The sequence below is a fragment of the Niallia sp. FSL K6-0212 genome (genome assembly GCF_038007605.1).
GTDB classification, from domain to species: domain Bacteria; phylum Bacillota; class Bacilli; order Bacillales; family Cytobacillaceae; genus Niallia; species Niallia circulans.
The window spans coordinates 1,177,417-1,203,110 of record NZ_JBBOXL010000001.1; the positions used below are offsets into that span (position 1 = coordinate 1,177,417).

The 25,694-nt window shown below is 39.1% G+C and carries 24 protein-coding genes; 7 read left to right on the top strand and 17 right to left on the bottom strand.

Features of this window, described 5'->3' with window-relative positions; genetic code table 11:
• Positions 1 to 65 precede the first annotated feature (65 nt).
• Complete coding sequence (locus tag MHH96_RS05360; RefSeq protein WP_047940997.1) at positions 66 to 713, bottom strand: RNA polymerase sigma factor; 648 nt, start codon at positions 711 to 713, stop codon at positions 66 to 68.
• A gap of 93 nt (positions 714 to 806) precedes the next feature.
• Between MHH96_RS05360 and MHH96_RS05365 the strand changes: the two genes are divergently transcribed.
• Positions 807 to 1,235 (top strand): VOC family protein, encoded by a 429-nt coding sequence (locus MHH96_RS05365; RefSeq protein ID WP_047940998.1) that lies wholly within the window; start codon positions 807 to 809, stop codon positions 1,233 to 1,235.
• Positions 1,236 to 1,524: 289 nt separating this feature from the next.
• Positions 1,525 to 3,036 (top strand): nitrate/nitrite transporter, encoded by a 1,512-nt coding sequence (locus tag MHH96_RS05370; protein ID WP_047940999.1) that lies wholly within the window; start codon positions 1,525 to 1,527, stop codon positions 3,034 to 3,036.
• A gap of 80 nt (positions 3,037 to 3,116) precedes the next feature.
• On the opposite strand, the gene cyoE is transcribed toward MHH96_RS05370, so the two are convergent.
• Both cyoE and MHH96_RS05380 read right to left on the bottom strand, forming a co-directional pair.
• Complete coding sequence (gene cyoE / locus MHH96_RS05375; protein WP_047941000.1) at positions 3,117 to 4,025, bottom strand: heme o synthase; 909 nt, start codon at positions 4,023 to 4,025, stop codon at positions 3,117 to 3,119.
• Between the two features lie 57 nt (positions 4,026 to 4,082).
• The gene (locus MHH96_RS05380) at positions 4,083 to 4,667 is read right to left on the bottom strand and encodes a molybdenum cofactor guanylyltransferase (RefSeq protein ID WP_047941001.1); all 585 of its coding nucleotides are present in this window, start codon (positions 4,665 to 4,667) and stop codon (positions 4,083 to 4,085) included.
• Positions 4,668 to 4,824: 157 nt separating this feature from the next.
• On the opposite strand from MHH96_RS05380, the gene MHH96_RS05385 reads away from it, so the two are divergent.
• Positions 4,825 to 5,505 (top strand): Crp/Fnr family transcriptional regulator, encoded by a 681-nt coding sequence (locus MHH96_RS05385; RefSeq protein ID WP_047941055.1) that lies wholly within the window; start codon positions 4,825 to 4,827, stop codon positions 5,503 to 5,505.
• Here the strand turns inward: MHH96_RS05385 and mobB are convergent.
• The 13 genes from mobB to modA form a co-directional block, all read right to left on the bottom strand.
• A complete protein-coding gene (gene mobB, locus MHH96_RS05390; RefSeq protein ID WP_047941002.1) occupies positions 5,502 to 6,002 on the bottom strand; it encodes a molybdopterin-guanine dinucleotide biosynthesis protein B in 501 nt (166 codons plus the stop codon). The two genes, MHH96_RS05385 and mobB, sit on opposite strands and share 4 nt — an antisense overlap.
• A gap of 37 nt (positions 6,003 to 6,039) precedes the next feature.
• Positions 6,040 to 6,270 (bottom strand): molybdopterin converting factor subunit 1, encoded by a 231-nt coding sequence (gene moaD, locus MHH96_RS05395; RefSeq protein ID WP_047941003.1) that lies wholly within the window; start codon positions 6,268 to 6,270, stop codon positions 6,040 to 6,042.
• Position 6,271: 1 nt separating this feature from the next.
• Positions 6,272 to 6,742, bottom strand: coding sequence for a molybdenum cofactor biosynthesis protein MoaE (locus MHH96_RS05400; RefSeq protein ID WP_047941004.1), 471 nt, complete (start codon positions 6,740 to 6,742; stop codon positions 6,272 to 6,274).
• Positions 6,732 to 8,024, bottom strand: a complete 1,293-nt coding sequence (locus tag MHH96_RS05405) for a molybdopterin molybdotransferase MoeA (protein WP_047941005.1) — start codon at positions 8,022 to 8,024, stop codon at positions 6,732 to 6,734. The genes MHH96_RS05400 and MHH96_RS05405 overlap by 11 nt, the downstream gene beginning before the upstream one ends.
• A gap of 9 nt (positions 8,025 to 8,033) precedes the next feature.
• Entirely contained in the window at positions 8,034 to 9,044 is a 1,011-nt protein-coding gene (locus tag MHH96_RS05410; protein ID WP_047941006.1) for a ThiF family adenylyltransferase, read from the bottom strand.
• A gap of 22 nt (positions 9,045 to 9,066) precedes the next feature.
• Positions 9,067 to 10,071, bottom strand: coding sequence for a GTP 3',8-cyclase MoaA (moaA, locus tag MHH96_RS05415; RefSeq protein ID WP_047941007.1), 1,005 nt, complete (start codon positions 10,069 to 10,071; stop codon positions 9,067 to 9,069).
• A 55-nt stretch (positions 10,072 to 10,126) separates the two neighbouring features.
• Positions 10,127 to 11,629: a tetratricopeptide repeat protein gene (locus tag MHH96_RS05420; RefSeq protein ID WP_047941008.1), complete on the bottom strand. Its 1,503-nt coding sequence runs from the start codon at positions 11,627 to 11,629 to the stop codon at positions 10,127 to 10,129.
• Positions 11,630 to 11,683: 54 nt separating this feature from the next.
• A complete protein-coding gene (gene narI, locus MHH96_RS05425) occupies positions 11,684 to 12,376 on the bottom strand; it encodes a respiratory nitrate reductase subunit gamma (protein ID WP_303985686.1) in 693 nt (230 codons plus the stop codon).
• Between the two features lie 33 nt (positions 12,377 to 12,409).
• Positions 12,410 to 13,027: a nitrate reductase molybdenum cofactor assembly chaperone gene (narJ, locus tag MHH96_RS05430; protein WP_053215595.1), complete on the bottom strand. Its 618-nt coding sequence runs from the start codon at positions 13,025 to 13,027 to the stop codon at positions 12,410 to 12,412.
• Positions 13,028 to 13,280: 253 nt separating this feature from the next.
• Positions 13,281 to 14,756, bottom strand: coding sequence for a nitrate reductase subunit beta (gene narH, locus MHH96_RS05435; protein ID WP_047941010.1), 1,476 nt, complete (start codon positions 14,754 to 14,756; stop codon positions 13,281 to 13,283).
• A complete protein-coding gene (locus MHH96_RS05440; RefSeq protein WP_047941011.1) occupies positions 14,746 to 18,429 on the bottom strand; it encodes a nitrate reductase subunit alpha in 3,684 nt (1,227 codons plus the stop codon). The genes narH and MHH96_RS05440 overlap by 11 nt, the downstream gene beginning before the upstream one ends.
• A gap of 105 nt (positions 18,430 to 18,534) precedes the next feature.
• Entirely contained in the window at positions 18,535 to 19,197 is a 663-nt protein-coding gene (gene modB, locus MHH96_RS05445) for a molybdate ABC transporter permease subunit (protein ID WP_047941012.1), read from the bottom strand.
• A gap of 13 nt (positions 19,198 to 19,210) precedes the next feature.
• On the bottom strand, positions 19,211 to 19,984 hold the full coding sequence (gene modA, locus MHH96_RS05450) for a molybdate ABC transporter substrate-binding protein (RefSeq protein ID WP_053215596.1): 774 nt from the start codon (positions 19,982 to 19,984) through the stop codon (positions 19,211 to 19,213).
• Between the two features lie 86 nt (positions 19,985 to 20,070).
• On the opposite strand from modA, the gene moaC reads away from it, so the two are divergent.
• The 4 genes from moaC to MHH96_RS05470 all read left to right on the top strand — a co-directional run bounded on the left by moaC (position 20,071) and on the right by MHH96_RS05470 (position 24,502).
• Positions 20,071 to 20,559: a cyclic pyranopterin monophosphate synthase MoaC gene (gene moaC / locus MHH96_RS05455; RefSeq protein WP_047941013.1), complete on the top strand. Its 489-nt coding sequence runs from the start codon at positions 20,071 to 20,073 to the stop codon at positions 20,557 to 20,559.
• A 240-nt stretch (positions 20,560 to 20,799) separates the two neighbouring features.
• Positions 20,800 to 21,903 carry a hypothetical protein gene (locus MHH96_RS05460; RefSeq protein ID WP_047941014.1) on the top strand — a complete coding sequence of 368 codons (1,104 nt, stop codon included), beginning with the start codon at positions 20,800 to 20,802 and terminating at the stop codon, positions 21,901 to 21,903.
• Between the two features lie 466 nt (positions 21,904 to 22,369).
• The gene (locus tag MHH96_RS05465; protein ID WP_341118106.1) at positions 22,370 to 23,176 is read left to right on the top strand and encodes an SDR family oxidoreductase; all 807 of its coding nucleotides are present in this window, start codon (positions 22,370 to 22,372) and stop codon (positions 23,174 to 23,176) included.
• Between the two features lie 123 nt (positions 23,177 to 23,299).
• A complete protein-coding gene (locus MHH96_RS05470) occupies positions 23,300 to 24,502 on the top strand; it encodes an AGE family epimerase/isomerase (RefSeq protein WP_341116878.1) in 1,203 nt (400 codons plus the stop codon).
• A gap of 149 nt (positions 24,503 to 24,651) precedes the next feature.
• On the opposite strand, the gene MHH96_RS05475 is transcribed toward MHH96_RS05470, so the two are convergent.
• Positions 24,652 to 25,569, bottom strand: a complete 918-nt coding sequence (locus tag MHH96_RS05475; RefSeq protein ID WP_328283401.1) for a DMT family transporter — start codon at positions 25,567 to 25,569, stop codon at positions 24,652 to 24,654.
• Between the last annotated feature and the right edge of the window lie 125 nt (positions 25,570 to 25,694).

Consider the following 25,694-nt stretch of genomic DNA (forward strand, 5'->3'; position numbering starts at 1 on the left):
CTCCGTTCTAATTGTGGGTAAAACTAATATACCACGTTTTGTTAATATGAATATAGTTCAACTTACTAGGATGTAATTTCTAAAATATTTCCATCTGGGTCTATAACATAGAATAGAGAATGGATAGAACTTCTTCTGACCTTAAAATTTTGTGATTCTAATAGTCGATAAAGATAAAATATTTGCATCGGTTTTACTTCCCGTATAGCTTTAGTAAGTGCGATAATCATTTCTTGATTAGAAAAAGGGATTTCCATATCTTTATTATTATTTTGCAATTTTAGTTTCTTTCTAGACCGATGAAGTGCTGTTTTAATCGCCTCATTACTTATTCTTAACATGGATGCCATTTCTTTTGAAGTGTAGCCAAATACATCCTTCAAGGTAACCAGCATAGCCTGTTTTAAAGGTAAGGTAGTAAGTAAAATTTCTATTAAACTATCGTAATCTATAAAATCGCAAGCCTCTCCGAAAAGATCCTCATTAAATAAAATACTCTCTTTATATTTCCTTGTCTCATCGATAAACTGATTTTTTGCCACCGTACATAAATAAGAAAATGTAAACTCCCTTTTCGGCTCTGTTTTTTTTATTTTGTAAACCTTTAGGATTGTTTCTTGTACTAGATCCTCGGCTGTCCAAGGTGACCCTGACAACCTTAAGCAATATTTATAAAGTTTTTTAATCACAACCTCTATATCTTCAAAAACCATGTTTCCCCCTCTTTATATAAATTTATATATAAGTGTAACTTTTCCACTATTATATTCGTTATAAGGAAGAATTTCATTTCAAGGAGGAAGATTATGTTTAAAGTAGGTAGTATATTTATTCCCGTTACAGATATGAAGAAATCTACCGATTGGTATGTAAAGTTTCTTGGTGTGAAGATAATCGATAGTTGGGAGGATGGTGCCGGCTTTTATTTACCAGCTGGGACAACACAATTAGCCTTAGTAAAAGTAGAATCCCCCCAGCCTACTGAATTTATTATTAAAGGGGAGCAGAAGAACTCCTATTTTAATTTTGTCGTTGATGATCTTGAAGCTGCTCATCAACAATTTAGAAACAATGGCATCGTTACTACAGAAATCGATGATTTTGGCGGAATGAAATTCTTTGATTTCTTTGACTTGGATGGTAACCCATTTAGTGTCGTTAATGAAGTGAGTAATTCTCCCTTCCACTCAGATAATGTAAGGAAAATGCAAGAAAGAGATAAAACAAATAAATAACTATGTATAAAAAAAGAATTATCCATTCTACTTCAATGGTAATTCTTTTTTCTTTTACAGCAGGATATGTTCAAGTCGTTATTATCCCCATTTAAAAATATTTGGACAAAGTTTATCTGATGCCGCCTTCATTACAGCCAGAGATTGAAATGGTCCCATTAACAGTAAATATAATAAAAAAAACAAAATTTTGCTGGCTATATGTGAAGTAAATCACACGTAGACAGCAAAATTTTTTTTATTGTTGTATAGAGGACAAATATGAAATCATAAGAAAGGATATCGGCATATGAAAAAACAAACGATTCAACTAAACCTGCAAACGTTTAATCTTGTCATTGGATTCATGGTGTGGGTGATTTTATCCTCCCTAATGCCTAGTATTCGAGAAGATATTTCATTAACTGCATCACAAGTATCATTAGTGACAGCGCTGCCTGTTATTTTAGGTTCTTTACTGAGGATTCCCATAGGCTTTTATACAAACCGCTATGGAGCAAGACTATTATTTAGTATTAGTTTTTTTATTCTGCTATTTCCCGTCTACTTTATTAGTATAGCTAATTCATTCTCAGATTTAGTAATTGGTGGATTATTTCTTGGAGTTGGCGGAGCTGTCTTTTCCATTGGTGTTACCTCTTTACCAAAATATTATCCAAAAGAAAAACATGGTTTTATTAACGGAATTTATGGGGTAGGTAACATTGGAACAGCTGTTACTTCCTTCGGAGCACCTGTTATGGCAGCAATGCTCGGTTGGAACAAAGCAGTTCAGATGTATCTTATCTTATTACTATTGTTTATAGCATTAACTGTTTTTTTAGGAGATAAGCAGGAAAGTAAAGAGCATGTCGCTTTATCTAAGCAATTTAGAGCTGTATACAAAAATGCGACATTATGGGCTTTAAGTCTCTTCTATTTTATTACCTTTGGAGCTTTCGTGGCATTTACCGTTTATTTACCTAATTTCTTATCCACTCATTTTGAACTAAGTACGGTTGATGCAGGAATGAGAACGGCAGGTTTTATAGCGCTTGCGACTTTCCTAAGACCAGTTGGTGGCTGGCTTGCTGATAAATTTAACCCGTATATTATTTTAATGATAACATTTATCGGCATCACTGCTTCAGGTATCATTTTATCTTTTTCCCCAACCTTGGCTTTATACACGATTGGAACATTATCTGTCGCTGTAACAGCAGGTATCGGAAATGGAACGATCTTTAAATTAGTTCCATTGCACTTTCCGAAGCAAGCTGGGATTGTGAATGGAATAGTTTCTGCCATTGGTGGTTTAGGCGGGTTCTTCCCACCTCTTATTTTAACTGCGGTTGAACAAATAACAGGGCAATATTCGATCGGATTTATGGCATTGTCCCAATTTGCATTGGTCAGCTTCGTTATTGTAGTTTGGATGTATTACCAAGATGAGAAAAACATCGAGAAGCAGATTATAGAAAACACAGCTGAAGCGATTATGTTAACGGATAAAAAACGTGTCATTCAACGGGTAAATTCTGCATTTTCACGGATTACTGGGTATACAACAGAGGAAGCCTTAGGAAATACTCCTGTGCTCCTCCAGTCGGGCAAACACGACAAGTCCTTTTACCAAGAAATGTGGAAATCGATTGATCAGCATGACTTCTGGGAGGGTGAAATATGGAATAAAAGAAAAGATGGCTCCTTTTATTTACAATGGTTGACCATTAGTGCCATCAAAAATAATGTCGGGGAAGTCCGGTATTATGTCGGGATATTTAACGATTTAAGCACAGCAAAAAGGAAAAGAAACCCTTAAGTTCATATAAGTGTAAAGGCGAAGGACCATGATTTACTATCATCCTTCGCCTTCTTATTTTTTTCTCTACTAACTTTGAATCAAAGATTGAGGATAGTCATGTAAATAAATATGATCATTAAGTAATTCACAGAGTATAAAAAATTCCAATGCGCCCATTTCCATTGATCTTTTACCAAGAATCCCGATAAAGCTAAAATAAGCCAGCCCATTGTGAAAACAAATGTCACGATCACAAACACTTTTCCAAATGAAGCAAGGAGAAAGGGAATTGGTAACAGACATGCAATATAAAATAACATGTGATATTTTGTTTTAGTTATTCCCGATACAACTGGCAGCATTGCTACCTTCGCGTCCGCATACTCTTGAAACTTTTTAATAGCGATGGCATAGGTGTGAGGCATTTGCCAGATAAATAAAAGCAAAAATAAGGCAAGTGGGATTTTATGAAGAATAGACCCAACTGCCACCCATCCCATCAATGGGGTCACAGCCCCTGATAAACTGCCTATCAATGTATTAAAAGCATAGCGGCGTTTAGACCACATCGTATATAAAAAGACATACGTAAACCAACCGATGAACGCAAATAACATAGTTTTCATATTCACCATCAGTAAAAAAATAAAGCCAGCTATCGTGAAGCCTATTCCTAAAATAAGCACCGTCTGCAGTGGCACATTACCTGTTACGGTTGGGCGCTTTTGCGTACGCTCCATGATGGAATCAATATCCACATCATACCAATTATTCAATACCAATGCCCCGCCCATTACTAAAGTCGAACCAAGTAAAACAAAAATAAATTCCATCCAGTAATCTAAAAATCCTTCTCTAAGAATACTCAGTGCTAATAAAAAGGAAGTCAGTACTGGCAAAACATTAGCTAATAATACCTTACATTTAATTAACAATAATAAATCGTGAACTGTCCATTTATAAAGAGGCTTCTGTAATTGCTGCTTCGTATCCTTATTTATGTTCATTTCCTTATATTCCTTGTCTCTAATTTATAGCACCAATCCATGCATTTATACTCATGGCTACTTCTTTATTAGATAATCATAATCCCCTTGATAATTCAAATTATAAAAGGGCTCTTCATCTTCCACCTCAACTGTTTTTACCTTTAGCTTTTGAAGGAGCTGATAAACAGCATAGTCCCCAGCTTGCAGCATTTCCTCAATGAGAGGAGCAACGGTCGCATGATATACACCGATTAAGGGTTGCAACCTTCCTTTACAAGATGGAATAATTGCCTGATATCCAGGCTGGATTTCCTTTACGATCAAATGAATCGTAGCTTCTGTCATAAATGGGACATCGGTAGGGATGACCAAATACCATGTACTTCGATTTTCCTGCATAACGGAATACATCCCGGCAAGCGGGCCTTTTTCTTTTACAGAAGGCAAATCTATCATGATAGAAACATCTGCCTCTGCACTTTTTATCTGATCTACATAATGCGGCTGGGTTACCATGTATACATGTTTAACAAAAGGGGTAATAGCATCCAGACTATGATGATAAAAAGCTTTTCCATTATGCTCGGCAAACATCTTCAGCGAACCAAAGCGGCTTGATTTTCCTCCTGCCAACAAAATACCAACGATAGGTTGCTGCATGTCATCACTCCATACTTAGACGCTTATTGTTTAAAAATTGTCATTAAGTTTTAGTTTTTCAACGAGCTACTTGCATTTTTTTCATGCTATCATGGAAATGAAACCATGATAAGGGGGTCTCCACGTGAAAATTCCAATACAAGCATCAAGGAAAAGAATGATTTCTCCAGAACTGCGGCATTTGCTTGTGTCTATTGGTACAAAGAAAAAAATATATAAAGACCATTATCTATTCCGCGAAGGAGAAGAAGCAAAAGAAATTTATTTACTTGAATCCGGTTTAGTTCAAATTAGCAAGCTTACTGCAGAAGGAAACGAACTATTGCTGCGGCTTTGTAAACAAGATGATATCGTCGGTGAGCTAACGCTGTTTGCTGATAATCCAAAGTTTTTATTAAGCTGTAAAACGCTCCAAACCGGTGAGGTCTATGTGATAAAAAGAAGCAAATTAGAAAAAGAATTAATGGCGAACAGCGCCCTCACCTTTGAATTCATGCGTTGGGTAAGTGACCACATGAGAAAATTCCAATCAAAGCTGCGTGATTTACTATTAAATGGAAAAAAAGGCGCTGTCTACTCTACCTTAATTCGCTTATCCAATAGTTACGGTGTCCCTGTGGATGATGGCATCCTTATCGACATGACCTTAACAAATCAAGAGCTAGGAAGGTTCTGTGCAACTACAAGGGAAAGTGTGAACCGCATGCTCGGTGACCTTCGGAAAAACAGTGTTATTTCTTTGAATACACAAGGAAAAATAATCCTTCACGACATTGAGTATTTACGTCAGGCGATTGGCTGTGAAAACTGCCCGCTGGAAATGTGTAATATTGATTAATGAAGCAGATTTTGCTTGTATTGTTCCAGAAGCCAATAGGCCAATTTTTCTAATTGAACAGGCTTAAATATCGGAACAGATATATCTTCTAAAGGGATACTAGAAACTACCGCTTTCAGGTTAGATACTTTATTTAATAGATGGGTATCCTCTTGCTCCCCAATTAGCACAATTTTCGGCTTCGGTTCATGCTTGTATCCTTCTATAAATAGAATATCTACGTTTAATAGCGTGTATAATTGTATAATTACATCTAGATTCCATTCCTTATTTGTCGCAATTTGCAACAGGTTTTCTCCTTGCACACCAGCAAAATCTGCTCCTGCTTGAAGATGTTTCGCATTATCTGTCTTCTCCCACCCTAAAGGAGGGCCTCCATGGCCATGGTGCTTGATTGCTGCCACTTGGTAATGATATTTTGAAAAAAACGCTACTAAATGCTCTACTAAAGTGGTTTTCCCGCGATTTTTATAACCGATAATTTGTACACATTGCATGGGCTATCATCCTTTAATATCAATTGAACTAACTGCTTCACCCGCCGCTGACTGGCGGAATGAGTGCCACCACATCATTTTTTTGGATCATAGCTTGGCTCCTTGCGAATTCTTCATTTACGGCAATCATGACCTGGTCTAAAGAATCAATCCCGTAGCTTTGTTGAAAGGCTTCTTTGAATGTCTGAACGGTCTGTGCTTCCCAATCCAGCTCTAATTCTGATGTGCCAATCTGCTCTTGTAAATGTGCAAACACCAATATTTTCATTTTAAATGCCTCCCTCGTTTGTTGGCCATGGATCATGATAGGGGATTTGCTCGAGCTGATCTCCAATCCATGTTTCGCCGTTTTCCCAATGCTCTTTTTTCCATATTGGTACTATTTGCTTAATTCGTTCAATCGCATACTGATTTGCATGGTATGCAGCTTCACGATGCGGGGAAGAAACCGCTATTACGACGGCAATATCCGTAATTTCCAATCTACCAATTCGATGGGTGATTGCAATTTCGGTATTCGGCCATTTTTCCGTTATCTCATGTCCAATTTGTTCCATCATTTTTATCGCCATTGGAATATATGCTTCGTATTGTAAATAGATGGTACGCTTTCCTTTCGTCCATTCCCTTACCGTTCCAATAAATGTTGTAATGGCACCTGCCTCAGGACGCGTTACTTTGTCAATAAGTTCATCGATTGCAATAGGCTGATCCACGATTTTGTAACGCTTAGTGTCCATGCTGTCTCTCCTTTAATTGATAATTGTTTAAGAACACGGCATCCCCTTCTGCATATTCGAGCAATAAGGCAACCACACTGCTTCCTTGTTCATATCCCCTTGTGCCTCCTGGTAATACAATCAATACATCTGCTTCTCCTAATGAGGAAACGACATTTGATTTATCTAGCCCGATCGGCGTGACAACAGGTTGTGCTTCGGTAAAATAAAGCTTGCCGCGCACAAATCGATCAAAGGGATTTGGCTTTGCAAAATCCGAGCCAAGCCTAGCTTGGATTGCTTTATTATAGGCTAGTGGATTTCCTAAAAAGAACTGGAGCACCGGTCTTACAAAAAGCTCAAAGCCGACATAGCACGCAGATGGATTACCAGATAACCCGAATAACAGTTTGCCAGCTAATTCGGCAACAGTTGTTACACTGCCCGGTCGCATCCCTACCTTATTAAATAATACATTTGCTCCCATTCTCCGATAAATCTCTGGCAAGTAATCATAATCCCCTACTGACACACCACCTGTTGTTATTAAAAAGTCCACCTGTTCAATCGCTGTATTTACTTGGTTATAACATACTTCTAAATCATCGATAAATTGACCGAAATAGATTGCCTTTGCGCCAGCTCGTTCTAATTGAGCCATAATCATATATGAGTTACTATTTCTAATTTTCCCTGGTACAAGTGGTTCATCTACTTCTAGTAATTCACTGCCTGTCGCAATCACTCCTACAGTCGGCTTTTTCGCTACAGGGACTTGCTTATAGCCAAATGTGGCAAGTAATGCGACATTTCCTGGGTTAATTCGAGTTCCTTTTCTAACAATGACAGCATTCTTTGTTGTATCTTCGCCTTGAAAGGAAATGTTATCATTCGGCTTCACTTTACGTTTTATGCAAATCTTGTGCTCGGATACTTCCTCTACTAGTTCTAGCATGATAATAGCATCACATCCAACAGGAATCGGACCTCCTGTCATAATCCGGACCGCTTGATTTTCCCCAACGGTACTTGCAAAAACTTCCCCGGCGCCAATATGGCCGATAACAGATAGTGCGATAGGATTTTCTGTTGATGCTCTGCAAGTGTCACTGGAGCGAATAGCATATCCATCATATGGCGAACGATCAAATGGGGGCACATCATGATCGGCCAGAACATCTTCTGCCAAAACTCGATCCATACTTTGTTCCAATGCTATATGTTCTATGCCGCCTGCTGCCCCATATTGCATGACTCGTTCAATTGCTTCTGTAACTTTTATTGGTTCTCGCCGTTCCATCATTATCCCCCCTTAACCTACTAGCTGATAGTATATTTTTTTCGCTTCTGTAACGGAATTAGTGCCATGTATTAATGTTCTCCCATCAAGGAAAAAGACAATTCGATAGGACTGGTACGTAATCGATACTAGATATTCATTCTGTTTTACACTTGTAAATACTTGAAATCGGGCTGCTAATGCTGCTAAGGAGTGTGATGTATTTGCCCTAAGCTGGACCGTATCTCTTCCACACAAGACTTCCGTCTTCAACTGATTTTGGTATGCTAATGCTGGATATGTCGGGTTCATCCCACAAGTAAGGCACTCATCCCGCTTTACTCCCTCCACTCTAATCGTTTGATAAAGGTTATTCCAGAGATCAAACGTTAAATAGGTGGCTCGTCGTTTATCTGCTGCACCTGTTAGGAGCTTCAATGCTTCAGCTGTTTGATGTGCTACAACCATTTGCACGGCAGGACCAATGATTCCAACTGCATCACATGTCACACCTGTTAAAGGTATCGCGTCAAGCAAACAACGTAAGCAAGGCGTTTCATTTGGAATAACCGTATAGCTCATTCCCGTAGCACCGACACAGGCACCAAAAATCCAAGGTATCCTATGCTGGTGCAACGCATCATTCAAGATAAATCGAGTATCAAAATTGTCAGTTGCGTCAATTACGAGATCCACATCTTTTATTAATGGCTCAAGCGTTTCACCTGTTACATCCATCACATGTGCATGGATCTTTATACACTGATTTATTTCCCGCAAGTGTTTTTGAGCTGCAATTGCCTTAGGGAGCTGCTTTTCTACATCTTTTTCCGTAAACAGATGCTGGCGTTGTAAATTACTCTCTTCTACATAATCTCGATCCACAATAGATACTTCCCCAACTCCCGCGCGGACAAGTGCTTCTGCATTAGCCGATCCTAAAGCTCCACACCCTACTATTAATACGTGCTTTTTCGCAATTTGCTCTTGTCCATGCTCGCCAATTGGCTGAAAACGTATTTGTCTGGAATATCGATTATTCATCGCTTTGCTCTCCCTTATTTATCTATCCACCAATATAGGACATCTCCATTTTCTTTCTATGCTTCGCTGACTCTTCCGTCCGTTCATCTGAATAGCGGTCGTTTCTGTTTTTCCATGTTGGCACAATTGATTGTAAAATTGTCTGGTCATCTGCATTAGATCGTAATAATGTTCGAAGATCGAGCCCGCCGCTTGCAAATAAACAGGTATAAAACTTCCCATCTGCTGCTAGCCTGGCTCGTGTGCACGTAGAACAAAAGGATTCAGAAACTGACGTAATGAATCCAACCTCTGCATTAGTTCCAACATAACGATAACGCTTTGCCACTTCTCCTATGTAGGCAGAATCCACAGGTTCCAGCTCAAAATGTTGGCTTAATTGCTCAAACAGCTGTTTTTTCGTTATCACCTGGCTGAAATCCCAACCATTTGTTTGGCCAACATCCATAAACTCAATGTATCGCAATGGTATTTCCTGTTCTTTAAAGTATTTTGCCATTGGGATTACTTGTTGATCATTCATTCCTTTTTTGACAACCATATTCACTTTTACACTGAGTCCAGCCTTTCGTGCCTGTTCAATGGAGTCTAATATTTTTTTAGTAGGTATACCGCTATCGTTAATTGATTGAAAAACTTTATCATCTAATGCATCCAAGCTCACATTCACACGTTCTAAACCTGCTTGCTTCAAACTTTTTGCCATTTTCCCTAGCAGTATTCCATTTGTTGTCAAGCCAATATCCTCTAACCCATCAATAGCAGCTAATTTCTCAATTAGGGTTGCAATGTCTCTTCGTAATAAAGGTTCCCCGCCTGTTAAACGAATTTTTCTTACGCCTAATTGAACAAATAGTTTAGCTAATCGTTCAATCTCCTCAAAACTTAGCAACTGGTCTTTGGGTAAGAAAGAAAAGTCTTTACCGAAGATTTCCCTTGGCATACAATACGTACAACGAAAGTTACATCGATCAATAACTGATATACGTAAATCTTGTAATGGACGACCGAGCCTATCCTGTAACATGCTAAATTCTCCTCTGTTGGTTGTAACCTCATATTTGATCGCTTTCTTCTCTTTTCTACGATAATACTTCTCTGCTGTTTACTTGCAATTTGACTAGCTTGTTTTCATAGTAAGACTGCTGCTTTGGAAAATCATGACGCTGGTAAAAATCAATTACTGCTGCGAGTGCCTCTTCAGAGAGCGCCTTATCTTTTAGCTTTTCTATCTGTTCTACGCCATACTGGTACCACTCACTTGCTTTCGCAATGTCCTTTTCAGCCTTTTGTTCATAACAATAAGCAAGACGAATACTTGCAAAGCCTAAGGAATCCTTACTAACCGGTCTAAGGCCTTGATAAATATCAATGGCTTCTTGATAGCAGATAAAAGCTTTTTCCATATCGTTTTGTTGAATAAAATTAAATCCAATTGCTTGTAATGTATCTGCATATGCCTTCGATTGTTTTTTATTTGCCTTTTCCAATTGATCTAGGAAAGCTTGATATAGATTTCTCGCTTGTTCATACGACTGTTCTTTCGAATAAATCTTCCCGAGTGCATAAAGGAATTGCATTTGAATACGGGAATGGCCTTTCGTTAACGGCAACCCTTTCTCCAAGTAGTATTTGGCATCCTCTAATTGGTTTACCTTCATAAGTAACGTTCCGATTTTTGAATAGGCATAGACAACCATGAAGTGCTCTTGCTCATGAACTTGTTCCAGCTGTTTAAGGCTTCTCTTATAATAATTGATAGAACGTGGAGCATTTGCTAGATTCTCCTCCAGCTCTGCTAATAGCAAATTCGCCTTTGCTTGGTAAAGCAACACTGGCTGTTCAAGGGCTTTCAATAATGCCAGCGATTGCGTTATTGCTTTCCTTGCCTTTTTCAAATCAAGATAAAAGTAGATTTCTCCCATCCGTAGCAGGATCAAGGCTTGGGTTAACTTGTCATCTGTCTTTTGGTAGTCTTGTAAGGTCTTCTCTTGAAGATACAAGGCGTCCTGATAATGCTCCATGCGAATATACGTCTCTGTTAATTCATTAATAGTCTGATAGATAATAGGATGCTCTTCAGGAATTGCTTTCCGAAAGCAGGTTAATGCTTCTTTAAATTGTTCAACAGCCGTATCAAAAGCCAGATCTTGAAAGCCAATTTGTGCTAACAAATGATAGACGAGACCAAATATATAGTTATCTTCTACCTTATTTTTCTCTAGCTGCATCAACAGTGTTGCTAATAGTTTTCTAGCATTGTCAATCTGGTTATAATCTTTTTCTAGTTTTGCATAGTTTAAATACGCGTCAACCAGCGGTCTAGTTAGTCCGAGCTTTCCTATTTTTGCTTGTTGAATTGCCTGTCTGCTATAATGAGCCGATTTATCATACTGGTTCCTTTTTCGAAAATACTTTGCAAGTGACAACGCAATGGTTAATTGATTCGATACGGCAAACTCCTGTGATCTCGCCTCGTAATGAGGTTCCAATTGGCTCACGATATCTTTTGCTTGTGCCATGTTATTCTCTTGGAGTGTTTTATCGAGCTCTGCCCCCAATAAAAGAATGTCCTGATGGTTCATCCTCATCCCAACCTTATTTGTAAAATTATTTCACTATGATAGGTGCTTCCCATCTCATCCAGCCTTACGTTGAACTCTTCGTTTATAAATCACATAATTTCTACTTAAATAACGAAGCGGAAAACTAAATGCATGAACTAATCGAGTAAACGGCCAAGAAACATATAAAGCAAATGTTGTGTAAATATGGATTTTAAACCAAATGGGTACTTCAGCCATTAGCTCAGGCTGCATACGAAAAACGAATAAACCTCTTAGCCATGGTGCAATCGTTGTCCGGTAATCAAATCCTTGTGAATCGACGTTCATGCTTGTTGCTAATAACCCTGTAAAAATAACGATGATGACCAAGATTAATGCTACCCAATCGCCAATCGAAGAGGTCGCTTTAATACGTTTCACACTAAACCTGCGGTGGGCAAGCAACAGAATCCCAATAAAAGCAACAATTCCTGCAGGTAAACCAAAGATTAGGGCAATTCTATGGTAAAAGTGCTCGGAAATACCAAATGCATTATAGAAAGACACTGGAACAATCAGCCCTGCAAAGTGGCCGCCCAAGACAAAAAATAATCCCCAGTGGAACATGAGCGATCCAATTCGCAGTCTCCTTTTTTCAAAAATTTCACTAGACTTTGTTGTCCAACCAAATTGATCCTTTTGATAACGATAAATTAAACCGCCAATAAAAATGGTCAGGACAATATAAGGGAAAACTCCCCAAAGTAATAAATTGAGTGAGTTCATATTGGTTACTCCTTTTCTTCCAGCTAATATCTCTTATCCTAGCTGGTTCTTAATTAATTGATCTCGCATCTTTGCAAGAATAGCTTGATCTTCTAAATTTGTTATAGGAGTTTGCTTTTCGGCTGTCAGATGATGCTCGAGGCCATCTTGTTCAAACAGCTGAATCAAAACATCAAAAAGTAAGCTATAAAAGCTTTTAATTGATAAGAGAGATTCTCTAATTTCCCAAATTGCTTGTTCATGCATTTTCCAAAGCTCTTGTCTGATATCAGCTGAAACCTGTGCAGAAAATTCAAGCATTAACGGTATATAATCTGGCAGTTCTGTTTCAACAATGTCAAAGCCGGCTGCTTGATAAAATTTTTTTAGTTTTAGAAGCTCTAGGCCTCGCTCTTTTTGTTCACCATTTTTGAAATACGTAACGTAAAGATTCGTTTTCCGGTCGAAGTCAAATTGGCTTACATAATGGTTAATCCAATCATCCAATGGTGTTTGCTCTACCAGCTCTATAAATTGAAGTAGTTTTTGACGAATTCTCGTGTCGCCCACTTCCTGTATTTCTGCTGTTAATCCAAGTAGAATCTGCCTAAATTCTTCATTTGGATAGCGTAATAAAAATGCTAGCATTTGATAAAGCTCTGTTTGTTTCATGTTTGTTCATCCTTTTTGTCAGGTTACTTATTATCGCAAAGCAGGTTTATTGTGTGGCTAGTAATCCATTGCCTATCTCGAATTGGGCGGGCGCTGCTATAGATTGTTGCGCCCTGTCCCAGCTTATGCTTATGCTTTTCCCGCGAAATTCTAGCAGCTACAGATTCCTAGGATTGTGGTTTCCCCACGCAAATCCCTTCATTCATATTTGCTCTAATCATTTATTCTCCTCGTGAAAGGGTGGAACCATTTATCAAGATAAGACGCCACAGGCGCCAGGCCCGCCAGCAAAATCCAATCCACAAGCGCCTTGGTCATAATAAAGATCTGCTATATCTTCCTTATGGCTTTTAGGAATAACGAAGCGATCATTATATTTGGCAATAGCTAGCAGTCGGTACATCTTTCTAATGTCGTTTTCCTCGAGCCCCAGCTCTTCAATAATAGAGACATCAAAGGATTTCCCTGTTTGTTCGGCCCGCATATAGCTACGCATAACTGCCATTTTCTTTAATACAGTACGAATATGAGCCGTATCCCCAGCAGTTAATAAATTAGCTAGATATTCAATCGGAATGCGCATTTCGTCAATAGCCGGGAAGATATCTTCTGTATCTGCTTGACTGCCTTTTCCTTCTATCATATTCATAACTGGGCTAAGTGGTGGAATATACCACACCATTGGCATTGTTCGGTATTCAGGGTGTAATGGTAAAGCAATCTTCCAGTCGATGATCATTTTATATAATGGAGATTGCTGCGCGGCTTCAATCCAATCCATTGGGATGCCTTCTTTTTTCGCTTCCTTCACTACTTCTGGGTCATTTGGATCTAAGAAAATATCTAATTGTGCCTGATACAATTCTTTCTCTTCTTTAACAGAAGCTGCCTCCAATACTTTATCAGCATCATAAAGCATGACACCGATATAACGGATTCTGCCAACACATGTTTCGGAGCAAATGGTTGGCTGGCCATTTTCAATTCTTGGATAGCATAGTGTACATTTCTCCGCTTTACTTGTTTTCCAGTTAAAGTACACTTTTTTATATGGACAGGAGCTGACACATTGTCTCCAAGCACGACAAGCATTCTGATCTACAAGTACAATGCCATCTTCATCACGTTTATACATCGCGCCAGATGGACAGGAGCTCACACAAGGTGCGTTAATGCAATGTTCACATATTCGCGGCAAGTACATCATAAATACATCTTCAAACTCCGTTTTTATTGATTCCTCCATTTGCACAACGTTTGGATCACGCAAACCAGTTATATGCCCGCCAGCAAGGTCATCTTCCCAGTTCGGTCCCCACTCTAAGTCCATAAACTCGCCAGTAATAGCTGACTTTGCTCGGGCAACAGGTTGATGCTTACGTTCCGGACTGTTTGTCAATGTTTCATAATCATAATTCCATGGTTCATAATAATCATCAATCTCTGGTTGATTTGGGTTATAGAATAGGTTGAATAATCGATTTACTTTAGAACCTGATTTCAGTTTTAGTTCACCCTTTTTATCCAGCTCCCAGCCGCCTTTATATTTCTCTTGGTCTTCCCATTGTTTCGGATAGCCGATCCCAGGTTTTGTTTCGACATTATTAAAGTACATGTATTCTGCGCCTGGACGATTGGTCCACGTATTTTTACATGTAACACTACATGTATGACAGCCAATACATTTATCTAAATTCATCACCATGCCAATTTGCGCTTTAATCTTCAAGCCACTCCACCTCCTTCATCTTTCTAATGACCACATGCAAATCCCGTTGGTTTCCAGTTGGTCCATAATAGTTAAATCCATAGCTTAGTTGGCCATAGCCACCAATCATATGCGTTGGCTTAACATGGATTCGCGTAGGACTATTATGTGTCCCTCCTCGGTTTTTCGTAAGATTCGTGCCAGGAACATGAATATGTCTGTCTTGAGCATGGTACATAAAGGCAACACTTCTAGGAATTCGATGAGAGACAACCGCTCTGGCAACAACCACACCATTTCGGTTAAAGCATTCAATCCAATCGTTATCTTCTATATCTACTTCTTTGGCATCTTCCTTGTTCATCCATATCGTTGGTCCACCTCTGAACAATGTCAGCATCGGCTGTGCATCATAATACATACTGTGAATAGACCATTTATTATGTGGTGTTAGATAATTTAACGTAATTTCTTTTCCTTCCACCTTTGGACGATCTTGCTGAAAAGGTGTATGGTGGAGCATTGGCTTAAATGTCGCCATTTCTTCTCCAAATTCCTTCATCATTTCATGATCTAAATAAAAGGACTGTCTTCCTGTAATGGTATGGAAAGGAATCATTCGCTCAATATTTGTTGTAAATGGTGAATACCTTCTCCCGCCTTTTTCCGAACCAGTGAAGGCAGGTGACGTAATGACCGTTTTGGGTTGAGCATTAATTTGTTCTAATGTAAATAGATCTTCTTCACGCTCTGCAGCTAAATCTTTTAACTTCAAGCTTGTTTGCTGTTCCAGTGATTCCCAAGCCTTGACTGCAATTTTGCCATTTGTCGTAGATGACATCATGAGAATGGCCTGACAGGCGTCTCTTGCACTTTCAATATTTGGGAGACCTTTGGAAATGCCTTCTTCTTCTACTACACCGATCGCATGCTTGACTTGTTCATACTCTTTTTCCATGGACCAGCTTATCCCTTTACCGCCATATGGATTTTTGGCAACATTCGGACCCAGAGATATCATTTTTTTATAAATCTGCTTATAATCTCGTTCTACCACATGAATATTTGGCATGGTTCGGCCTGGAATTGCTTCACAATCACCTTTGGACCAATCCTTAATCTCCCCAAAAGGCTGGGCCATTTCTTGTGGTGTATCGTGCTGCAGCGGTGTAGCTACAACTTCTTTAATTACGTCCATATCGATTTGTTCAGCTAGCTCTGAAACTCCTTTTGCTAGTTTCTTGAATATATCCCAATCTGACTTCGATTCCCAAGGCGTAGCAACTGCTGGATTAAATGGATGTACAAAGGGATGCATATCTGTGCTTGATAGATCAAATTTTTCATACCAGGTCGCGGCTGGTAAGATGATATCGGAATACAAGCCCGTTCCTGCCATCCGGAAATCAAGATCGATTAAAAGATCCAATTTTCCTTCTGGTGCCTCTTCCCGCCATTTTATTTCATCTGGTCGAATACTAGATTGATCATCATTCAACAATCCGTGTGTTGTTCCAAGTAAATGTTTTAGAAAATATTCATGCCCTTTTCCAGAGCTTGAGATTAAATTGGCGCGCCAAACAAATAACGTACGAGGAAAATTGACTGGATTATCTGGGTCTTCTATCGCAAATTGCAATGATTTATTCATTAACTCTTTTGCCACATATTGCGCAATTTCCTCTTGTGTTTGACAGCCCTTCGCCACTGCCTCTTTATAAATATCAATGCCATTTTTATTAAATGTTGGATAGGATGGCAGCCATCCTAATCGAGCTGCTAGCACATTATAATCCCCATGATGGTCATATCTTGCTTTCTCAACTGTAGCAGCCGTTATTTCATTAACAGACGTTTCTTCGTAACGCCACTGGTCTGTAGCAAAATAGAAAAATGACGTCCCATTTTGCAGTTTAGGCGGTGCCTGCCAATCTTTTGCTGTAGCTAATGTATTCCACCCTTCTGCTGGTCGAAGCTTTTCTTGCCCTACATAATGTGCCCAGCCTCCCCCATTTACTCCTTGTGCACCAACCATTAAAATTAAGTTGATGATGGCACGATAGATAGTGTCAGAATGGAACCAATGGTTAATACCAGCACCCATGATAATCATGGAACGACCTTTTGTATCGATAGCATTTTGAGCAAATTCTTTTGCGATTTTAATAACTAAGTTTCGGTCGACATTACTAATACTCTCTTGCCATGCTGGAGTAAAAGGCGCAATGTCATCATAGGATTGCGCGACTTCTCCACCGATGCCCCGATCAATTCCGTAATTAGCAAGCATAAGATCATAAACTGTTGTGATATATTCTGTTTGCCCATTTAATTCAACTGCTTTTACTGGAACGGCACGATTCATAACGGAACGCTTTTCTGCATCAAAGTAGGGCAATTGAATTTCCATCACCTCATCTTCTAGCCCTAGAAAGCTTAGCGTTGGATCAATTGCTTCTCCTGTATATTCATCCACTAAATGCAGATTCCATTTCCCTTTTTTATCCCATCGCGAACCTATTGTTCCTTGTGGAATAGCAAAATTCCCCGTGCGCTCATTATACAAAGCAGGCTTCCACTCATTGTGCTCACCAGAAAGGCCTAGATCCTTTGCATGTAAAAAGCGGTCAGCCTGGTAGCTTGATCCCACTTTTTTCAAACGAACGGCGAAAGGAAAATCAGTATATTGTTTCGCATAAGATTCAAAGTATGGAATTTGTTTTTTATGATAAAACTCATTTAAAATAACATGTCCCATTGCCATGGCTACCGCACCATCCGTCCCTTGCTTGACAGCCATCCAGTCATCAGAGAATTTGGTTGATTCCGCATAGTCTGGACTAACAGAAACCACTTTTGTTCCTTTATATCTTGCCTCGGCAAGGAAGTGAGCATCTGGTGTACGTGTTAAGGGAACATTAGAGCCCCATGTCATAATATAGCCAGCATTAAACCAATCAGAGCTTTCTGGAACATCTGTCTGATCTCCCCAAATTTGTGGAGATGCAGGTGGCAAATCCGCATACCAGTCATAAAAGCTAAGCATCGGTCCTCCTATTAGGGACATAAAGCGGCTTCCCGCTGCATGACTCACCATGGACATCGCTGGAATTGGAGAAAAGCCAACATTGCGGTCAGATCCGTATTTTACCGTTGTATACAAAACAGCCGCTGCAATAATTTGCGTAACTTCTTCCCAATCAGCCCGTACTAATCCGCCTTTTCCGCGAACACTTTTATACTGATTGGCCTTTTCTTTATCTTCCACAATGCTTTTCCAAGCATCTAATGGTTTCTTGTGTTCCGCTATGGCCTCTCGCCATAAATATAGTAGCTTTTTGCGAATATAAGGATACTTCACACGCAGCGGGCTATATAAATACCAGGAAAAACTTGCACCTCGCGGACAGCCCCTTGGCTCAAATTCTGGCATGTCTGGTCCTGTTGTTGGGTAATCCACATTTTGTCCTTCCCATGTCACAATGCCGTCTTTCACGAAGATGTTCCAGCTGCAAGAACCCGTACAGTTCACTCCATGAGTGGAACGGATTACTTTATCATGCTGCAATCTTCTGCGATACACATTTTCCCAATCTCGGTCTCCTTCTTGTAATTGACTATGGTTATTGCTATATGTTTCTTTTGGTTTCAAATAGTTTAATCGTTGCCAAAGTGGAGATGGTTTTTTCTTCATCTTTATCCCTCCATATTCCGACCTGTCATCAAAGCAGGTTGCTTATAAGCTTATTAAAACATCCTCCAATAGCTTAAGGTGTGAAATACATCACACATGGATGCATTAACTGCGGCGTGCCCTCTTTTGAATAAAAAGCAGCATAACAAAAGAAATAATCACCATCATCATCACCCAGCTCCATGCGAGTGCAAGTTTGTTAGATTCAAAAGCAACATAAATCGCTAATGGAAGCGTTTGTGTTTGTCCCGGAATATTTCCTGCAAACATAATCGTTGCACCAAATTCCCCTAAGGCTCTGGCAAAACTTAATATTGTGCCTGTGACAAGAAAGGGAGAACATAATGGTAGTGAAATATGTCGAAATAGACGCCAACTATTTGCACCATCTACTCGAGCTGCATCCTCTATTAATGGATCCATACTCGCAAACCCATTTTTCACCGATTGATACATTAATGGGAAAGCAACCACAACAGCTGCAAGGATAGCTCCCGAAACGGTAAACATTAAGGATTGGCCAAATGAAAAATCAAGAGCTTTCCCAATCACACCCTTCTTGCCAAATAGCATAATCAGCAGGAAACCAATCACTGTTGGTGGTAACACAATTGGTAATAGCAGAATGACTTCTATGATCACCTTGCCCGGAAACTCTTTTTTCGTCATGAACCATGCCGTTACAATTCCTAATATGATTACAAAAAGCGTCGCGCTAATTGCAATTAATAAAGAGAGCTCAATAGGCTGCCAAAAGCTACTTTTCATTCTGCACTCTCCTTTACTTGTTTACGGTGGTGAACCCATACTTCGCAAAAATAGTGTCTGCCTTTGTACTTCGCAAAAAGTCATAAAAGGCGACTGCTTCTTCCTTATGCTTGGTATCTTTCAAAATTCCGATTGGATACTGGATAGGATCATGCCATTCTTGATCGACTACTCGCTCTACTTCTACTTGCTTAGCGGCTATTACGTCCGTGGCATACACGAATCCAAAATCAACACTTCCCGATTCCACATACTGTAATACTTGGCGAACATCTTTTGCATAGACTAATTTAGATTCAAGGGAATGAAATATCCCTACATGTTCGAGCGCCTGTTTTGCATAGATACCTGCTGGGACACTTTCTGGTGTCCCAATAGCAATTTCTTGTACCTGTTCGTCTAGTAAATCCTTAAATTCGCTGAACGGAGAGAAGGTATCTTTTCTTTTAATCAGGACTAACTGATTACGTAATAATAATTCTTGATGTGACTTATCTAGCAAATCCTGTTTATTTAAATAGTTAAATGGCTCTTCGGCCGCTGAGAGGAAAATGTCAACTGGTGCACCTTGACTAATTTGTTGTTGTAATGCTCCTGAAGATGCTAGGTTTAGTGATATAGCTATATTAGGTTCCCTTGATTCAAATGCCTCAACAAGCTCCTCCATCGCATCCGTTAAACTCGCGGCGGCTGACACGGTTAGCTTCACTTCTCTTTTCTCCGAGGAACAGCCCGCTAGAAAAAAGAAACAGATACAAATAATGATCAAGCCTTTCCATTTATACATATGGTCCTCCTTTATCTTTTTTAGCCGATAATGATGCAAGACGCATCCATTTACTTTTGTTATACTACAAACAAGGAGTGATATTAGTGACAAACTTCACACATTTTAATCAGCAAGGCAGGGCAAAGATGGTTGATATCACCGACAAGCAGGAATCATCTCGCACAGCTATTAGTCAATCAAGTATTATCGTGAATGAACTTATTTATAAAAAAATAACAAACCATGAGTTTGCAAAAGGAGATGTGCTTGCTGTTGCACAAGTTGCTGGTATTATGGCAGCAAAGCAAACTTCTTCGATTATTCCCATGTGTCACCCCCTTTCACTAAGTGGGGTTGATATACAATTTAATTGGAAACAAAATGAGGATAAATGGGAGCTTATTATACAAGTAGAAGTAAAAACTAAAGGAAGCACTGGGGTCGAAATGGAAGCATTAACGGCCGCCGCAGTTACAAGCTTAACCATTTATGATATGTGCAAGGCTGTCGATAAAGGGATGGTAATCGGGCCAACCTTTCTAGTGGAAAAGTCTGGCGGGAAAAGTGGCGATTATAAGCGAGAGGAAATGTGAGATTTAAGTGAGGAAGCTGGATCAAGCAGATACGTTTGATCCAGCTTTTTTTAATACTCTCCCCTTCCATGATTGCACCCTAATTTATAAATAGGTAATCGCTTGGAAAGAAAGGGAGAATCTATTAACTAAATGCTCCTATTCTATGAAAAATAAGATATTCCCTGTTAACTTTATTGCATTTGGGGAATACATCTAGAATAATAGATGGAAGAAATCCATACATAAGGAAGTGACAGCATGAAAAGACTAGCCTTGCTATTTTCAGGAGTACTACTTGTTGTGCTCCTCATCTCTTGTTCGAAAAATACTCCTACTATTAAAGAAACTGAACAACATGATGAAGAACAGACACAGGAAGAAAAGACTTCTAGTGAGAAGAAAGCAATAGAAGAAGAGAACCCTCCTCCATCCTACAAACCGCTGGAACCAACAGAAGGTGCTTCTCCTCTTGACGAAAAGGTTGCTGAAGAGGAAATAGAGAAGATGCCACGTGCAGAAGCTCGTGGGGAGGATCCCACTAGAATGGTTCCACTTGGAGAAACATTGGTAAAAGGCGCTGATGATCAAACCGATGGTCCCTTAAAGAATCATAGACTTATAGCGTATTACGGACATCCAAACTCTACCAAAATGGGAATATTGGGAGAAATGGAGCCAGATGAATTAATGGCAAAATTAAAAGAGCAAACCCAAGCATATTCAGATGCAGACCCTTCACGCCCTGCTGTACCAATGATTGAACTCATTTCTACCGTAGCTCAGCGTGATCCAGGGACGGATGGGAAGTACTACCATCCAACTTCACCAGAGCAAATTGATGAATATTCTACTCTCGCGGAAGAAAACAATGCCCTGCTTATGCTGGATGTTCAACTTGGAACAGATTCCGTTCTAAATCAGGTGAAATTACTTGAGAAATGGCTGAAGCTCCCTCATGTCCACCTAGCGATTGATACGGAATTTCATGTAAAAGAAGGACAAACTCCAGGTGTTAATCTTGGTCAAGTAGACGGAGCTGAAGTACAAGAAGCAGTGCAGTACTTAACGGAAATGGTAAAAGAAAATAATTTGCCCGATAAAATTGTCCTTGTCCATCAATTTATGGACGAAGCATTAACGAACAAAGAAGCCATCAAGCCAACCGAGAATGTAGAAGTAGCCTTAAATTATGACGGGTGGGGCGATTCTAATACTAAAATGGCACTCTATCGCAAATTCGTGCGCAATGAAGCAGTGCAATACGGTGGATTTAAAATCTTTTATAACAAAGATAAACCTGTGCTAAGTCCCGAAGAGGTCTTAAAGCTGGATCCAAGCCCAGCGATTATTAATTATCAATAAAGAGTTAATGTTTGTGAAAAAAGGGAGTTTCATTACTCCCTTTTTATTATGATCCCCCTCTTCTTCATTCATATAATCTTCTACAAACTCGTGCAAAAGCTCATAGTATTGAAAACCTACTTTTCTCTCATTTCATCCCTTGATCTGCCACTATTTATGATAAACTTCATCACTCTATTATTCGATTAATATATGAGCCACTCGAATTATAAAAGGTATATATCAACTATTCCACTTATTCTCTAGTATTCCTGATATGACAGATGGTGCTATACACTCCGCCTAGGTAAAAAGGTAAAAAAATCCACTAAGCGGTTGCATGTCAAAAAGGAGTTTAGTCTCAAGACAGGGTGGAATGTTAAATAACACATAAATAATTAGGGAGGCGTTACAATTGAGTAAATTAGACGAACAAACCATATTATCAAATGGAGTCACTCCTTAAAAACAATCCGAGCAGCCGGGGATTGAAAAGGAAATGGACCCTATCCCGATTTATGAGCTAGAAACCCATGTTGGTTCTGGAAAATTGAAAGGAAAAGTGGCCTTGATTACTGGAGGAGACAGCGGAATTGGTAAGGCAGTAGCGATTGGATATGCAAAGGAAGGCGCGGATATTGCTATCGCCTACTTAAATGAACAAGAGGATGCGGAAAATACGAAAAAGCGTATTGAGCAAGAAGGCGTAAAATGTACGTTGCATGCTGGAGATGTAGCGGATGAGGCATTTTGTAATCAACTAGTTGAAGATGTCATTCAGCAGCATGGAAAACTGAATATCCTTGTTAATAACGCAGCACGTCAGGAAGTAAAAAACAGTGTGTTAGAAATCTCTGCTGAACAATTGAAACGTACATTTGACGTAAACTTTTTTTCAATGGTGTATTTAACTAAAGCTGCCATTCCCCACTTATCAGTTGGTGATAGCTTAATCTATACCGCTTCTATTAATGCATATGTTGGCAATAAGGCATTGATTGATTACACATCTACCAAAGGGGCTATTGTATCCTTTACTCGTTCCATTGCGCAAGAACTTGCCTCAAAGGGAATTCGAGTTAACGGTGTAGCACCTGGACCGATTTGGACACCACTTATTCCAGCAACCATGACAACCGACCTGCAAGAATCATTTGGCGTTTCTACCCCTCTTGGTCGTCCTGGTCAACCAGCAGATCTTGTAGAACCATACATCCTGCTTGCTTCTGAAGGTTCTGCCTATATGACTGGCCAATTCATCCATGTGAATGGTGGACAATATATGTCTTCTTAATTAGATAAATATGTCATTCGGACAGCAAAAAAAATCAAGCAGTATTTTCCTCATGGTAGGGAAATACTGTCTTGATTGCTGCTATCTATTCAATGTCTCGCATAATGGAGGAGGGTAGCCAATATGGAAGGTTCAAGTTATATCCAGTTTGACCATTATCAGGATAAGGGAGAATTGAAGAAACATATATTTAAGACACTTCATTTTTATTATCCGGCCTGTATCGATGAGGAAAAGGGCGGATATATTAATGGGTTTTTAGATGATGGTACTATTAATGACACAGATACTAAACATTTAGTAGCGACTAGCCGGTATATTTATATTTTTAGTATTGGTGCGATTTTAGATGGCCCAGACTGGTGTTTAGAAGCCGCACGACATGGGATCCAATTTTTGCATGAACATCATTTAGATAAACAGTATAATGGATACTACTTTGAAATGAATGGAACGGATGTAAAAGATGCTGCTAAAATGGCCTATGGTCATGCCTTTACATTATTAGCATCCTCTATCGCCTACCAAGCTGGCATAAAAGAAGCCAGAGAAGTGATGGAAAACGTCTTTAATGTGGTGGAAAATCACTTTTGGGATCCGGAACATGGATATTACAAAGACCAATGGGATGCTGCGTGGACCACTCTTTCCTCTTATAGAGGGCAAAACCCAAACATGCATATGTGTGAAGCCATGCTGACTGCATATGAAGCAACAAATGAAGAAAAATACTTAAAGAAGGCCTACCAGCTAGCAGAGGGCGTTACCCAGGAATTAGCAGACCGTGCAAGTGGAATGATTTGGGAAAACTATACAACGGACTGGCAGCCTGATTATCAATTCAATAAAGACAACACAAAAGATGAATTCCGCCCATATGGATTTATCCCTGGTCATCAATTTGAATGGAGTAAACTCTTAATGTGGCTTGTCAGACATCAATCAGAACCTTGGATGCAGGAGACTGCAGAGAAATTATTCGCAAAAGGATGGGAACAAGGTTGGGATGTAAAATATGGAGGTATTTATTTTGCCCTATCGCCAAGCTTAGAAGTCATTGATACGGATAAAAATTACTGGGTTATGTCAGAAGCAATCGCTGCCGCAGCCTTACTAGCTGCAAAAACAAAGAATCAAAAATACTGGGATTATTATAATCAGTTATTCACTTATTCCGCCCAGTATTTCATGGATCATGAACATGGTGGTTGGTATACACTGCTTAACCGGGAGAATGAAAAATATAGCAATGTAAAAACCTCACCTCCCAAAACAGATTACCACCCCATCTCAGCCTGCTATCAATCCATACTAGCTCTGCCATAAGCCAGATGTCTAAAGAATGGCCTGGATTATGATATTAAAAAGCATCTTTTAGTGGGTTTGGCTAAAAGATGCTTTTGTCTCTAGATTTTCCACTATCTTCCGATTATTTTTCTATTATTTGTCTCTTAGTGGCCTGATTAGCACTTGATTTAATTATTTCCAATCCCTTGATCCATCTGTATTTTCTCTTCTCTCGAGCTAAAATAAATAGCCATAAAGATAAGGCATAGTCCTATTAGATGGTAATAATAAAGTGGTTCTTTCAAAAGGAAAAATGATAGAACTACTGTGCTTAGTGGCAAAACGCTTGTTAATATACCTACTGTCGCAGCAGATAATACAGCAATGCCTTGATACATAAGCAAAAAAGCCAAAACAGTAACAACCATTCCAAAATAAAAAAGCAAAAGCCAATCATAACCAGAACCGAATGAATAATTAGCAGTTATGCTATCATAAATAGCCATTGGTAAAAATAACAATCCCCCTATAACAGACACTCCTGTTGTTATAGTTAATGGACTTACTTTTTTTGATATAGACTTACCTAAAATGATAAACAATGCTTCTCCCATCACTGCCCCCAAAACAAGGAAGTTACCTACTATTTCTAGATGACTGCCCGACATCTCTTGCATCACTCCTGAAACGTTAAGAATGATGACTCCTAAAATAGCAGTTATTATACCCGCTATTTTATTTCTTGTAAGTTTCTCTTTAATTATAAAGTAAGCAAGAAGAGCAACCATTGCTGGTAAAGTACTAGTAACTATTCCTGCCTCCATTGCAGTAGTATATTTTAAACCATACAGCATAAAGATACTAAATAAAAATACTCCCATCAGAGATTGAAAAAAGAGAATGACAATATCCCTTTTACTTAAGGAAGGAATCCCCTCCTTGTAAATCAGTAAAGGGACTAATATCAGGGAGGCTACTAAAAACCTTAGCTCAGATGCTAAAAATATCGGCATCGTTTGAATTAATATTTTTCCTGCAACCACCGAACTCCCTACAATGGTCATTGCCGCAATAACTTTAAGGTATGCTACAATCCTTTCACTCAATATAACCAACTCCATCTCAAGTAATTATTCCATTTAAACTGGTGTTACAGTAAAATTAACATTGTAAATTGGTTTATTAAAGGACCAATTATCATTTATTTTTAAAACCAATATGAACACTTTAG

Coding starts and splice junctions, on each gene's coding strand:
- MHH96_RS05360 (WP_047940997.1), bottom strand. CDS start 713: ATGGTTTTTGAAGATATAGAGGTTGTGATTAAAAAACTTTATAAATAT.
- MHH96_RS05365 (WP_047940998.1), top strand. CDS start 807: ATGTTTAAAGTAGGTAGTATATTTATTCCCGTTACAGATATGAAGAAA.
- MHH96_RS05370 (WP_047940999.1), top strand. CDS start 1,525: ATGAAAAAACAAACGATTCAACTAAACCTGCAAACGTTTAATCTTGTC.
- cyoE (WP_047941000.1), bottom strand. CDS start 4,025: ATGAACATAAATAAGGATACGAAGCAGCAATTACAGAAGCCTCTTTAT.
- MHH96_RS05380 (WP_047941001.1), bottom strand. CDS start 4,667: ATGCAGCAACCTATCGTTGGTATTTTGTTGGCAGGAGGAAAATCAAGC.
- MHH96_RS05385 (WP_047941055.1), top strand. CDS start 4,825: ATGATTTCTCCAGAACTGCGGCATTTGCTTGTGTCTATTGGTACAAAG.
- mobB (WP_047941002.1), bottom strand. CDS start 6,002: ATGCAATGTGTACAAATTATCGGTTATAAAAATCGCGGGAAAACCACT.
- moaD (WP_047941003.1), bottom strand. CDS start 6,270: ATGAAAATATTGGTGTTTGCACATTTACAAGAGCAGATTGGCACATCA.
- MHH96_RS05400 (WP_047941004.1), bottom strand. CDS start 6,742: ATGGACACTAAGCGTTACAAAATCGTGGATCAGCCTATTGCAATCGAT.
- MHH96_RS05405 (WP_047941005.1), bottom strand. CDS start 8,024: ATGATGGAACGGCGAGAACCAATAAAAGTTACAGAAGCAATTGAACGA.
- MHH96_RS05410 (WP_047941006.1), bottom strand. CDS start 9,044: ATGAATAATCGATATTCCAGACAAATACGTTTTCAGCCAATTGGCGAG.
- moaA (WP_047941007.1), bottom strand. CDS start 10,071: ATGTTACAGGATAGGCTCGGTCGTCCATTACAAGATTTACGTATATCA.
- MHH96_RS05420 (WP_047941008.1), bottom strand. CDS start 11,629: ATGAACCATCAGGACATTCTTTTATTGGGGGCAGAGCTCGATAAAACA.
- narI (WP_303985686.1), bottom strand. CDS start 12,376: ATGAACTCACTCAATTTATTACTTTGGGGAGTTTTCCCTTATATTGTC.
- narJ (WP_053215595.1), bottom strand. CDS start 13,027: ATGAAACAAACAGAGCTTTATCAAATGCTAGCATTTTTATTACGCTAT.
- MHH96_RS05440 (WP_047941011.1), bottom strand. CDS start 18,429: ATGAAGAAAAAACCATCTCCACTTTGGCAACGATTAAACTATTTGAAA.
- modB (WP_047941012.1), bottom strand. CDS start 19,197: ATGAAAAGTAGCTTTTGGCAGCCTATTGAGCTCTCTTTATTAATTGCA.
- modA (WP_053215596.1), bottom strand. CDS start 19,984: ATGTATAAATGGAAAGGCTTGATCATTATTTGTATCTGTTTCTTTTTT.
- MHH96_RS05460 (WP_047941014.1), top strand. CDS start 20,800: ATGAAAAGACTAGCCTTGCTATTTTCAGGAGTACTACTTGTTGTGCTC.
- MHH96_RS05470 (WP_341116878.1), top strand. CDS start 23,300: ATGGAAGGTTCAAGTTATATCCAGTTTGACCATTATCAGGATAAGGGA.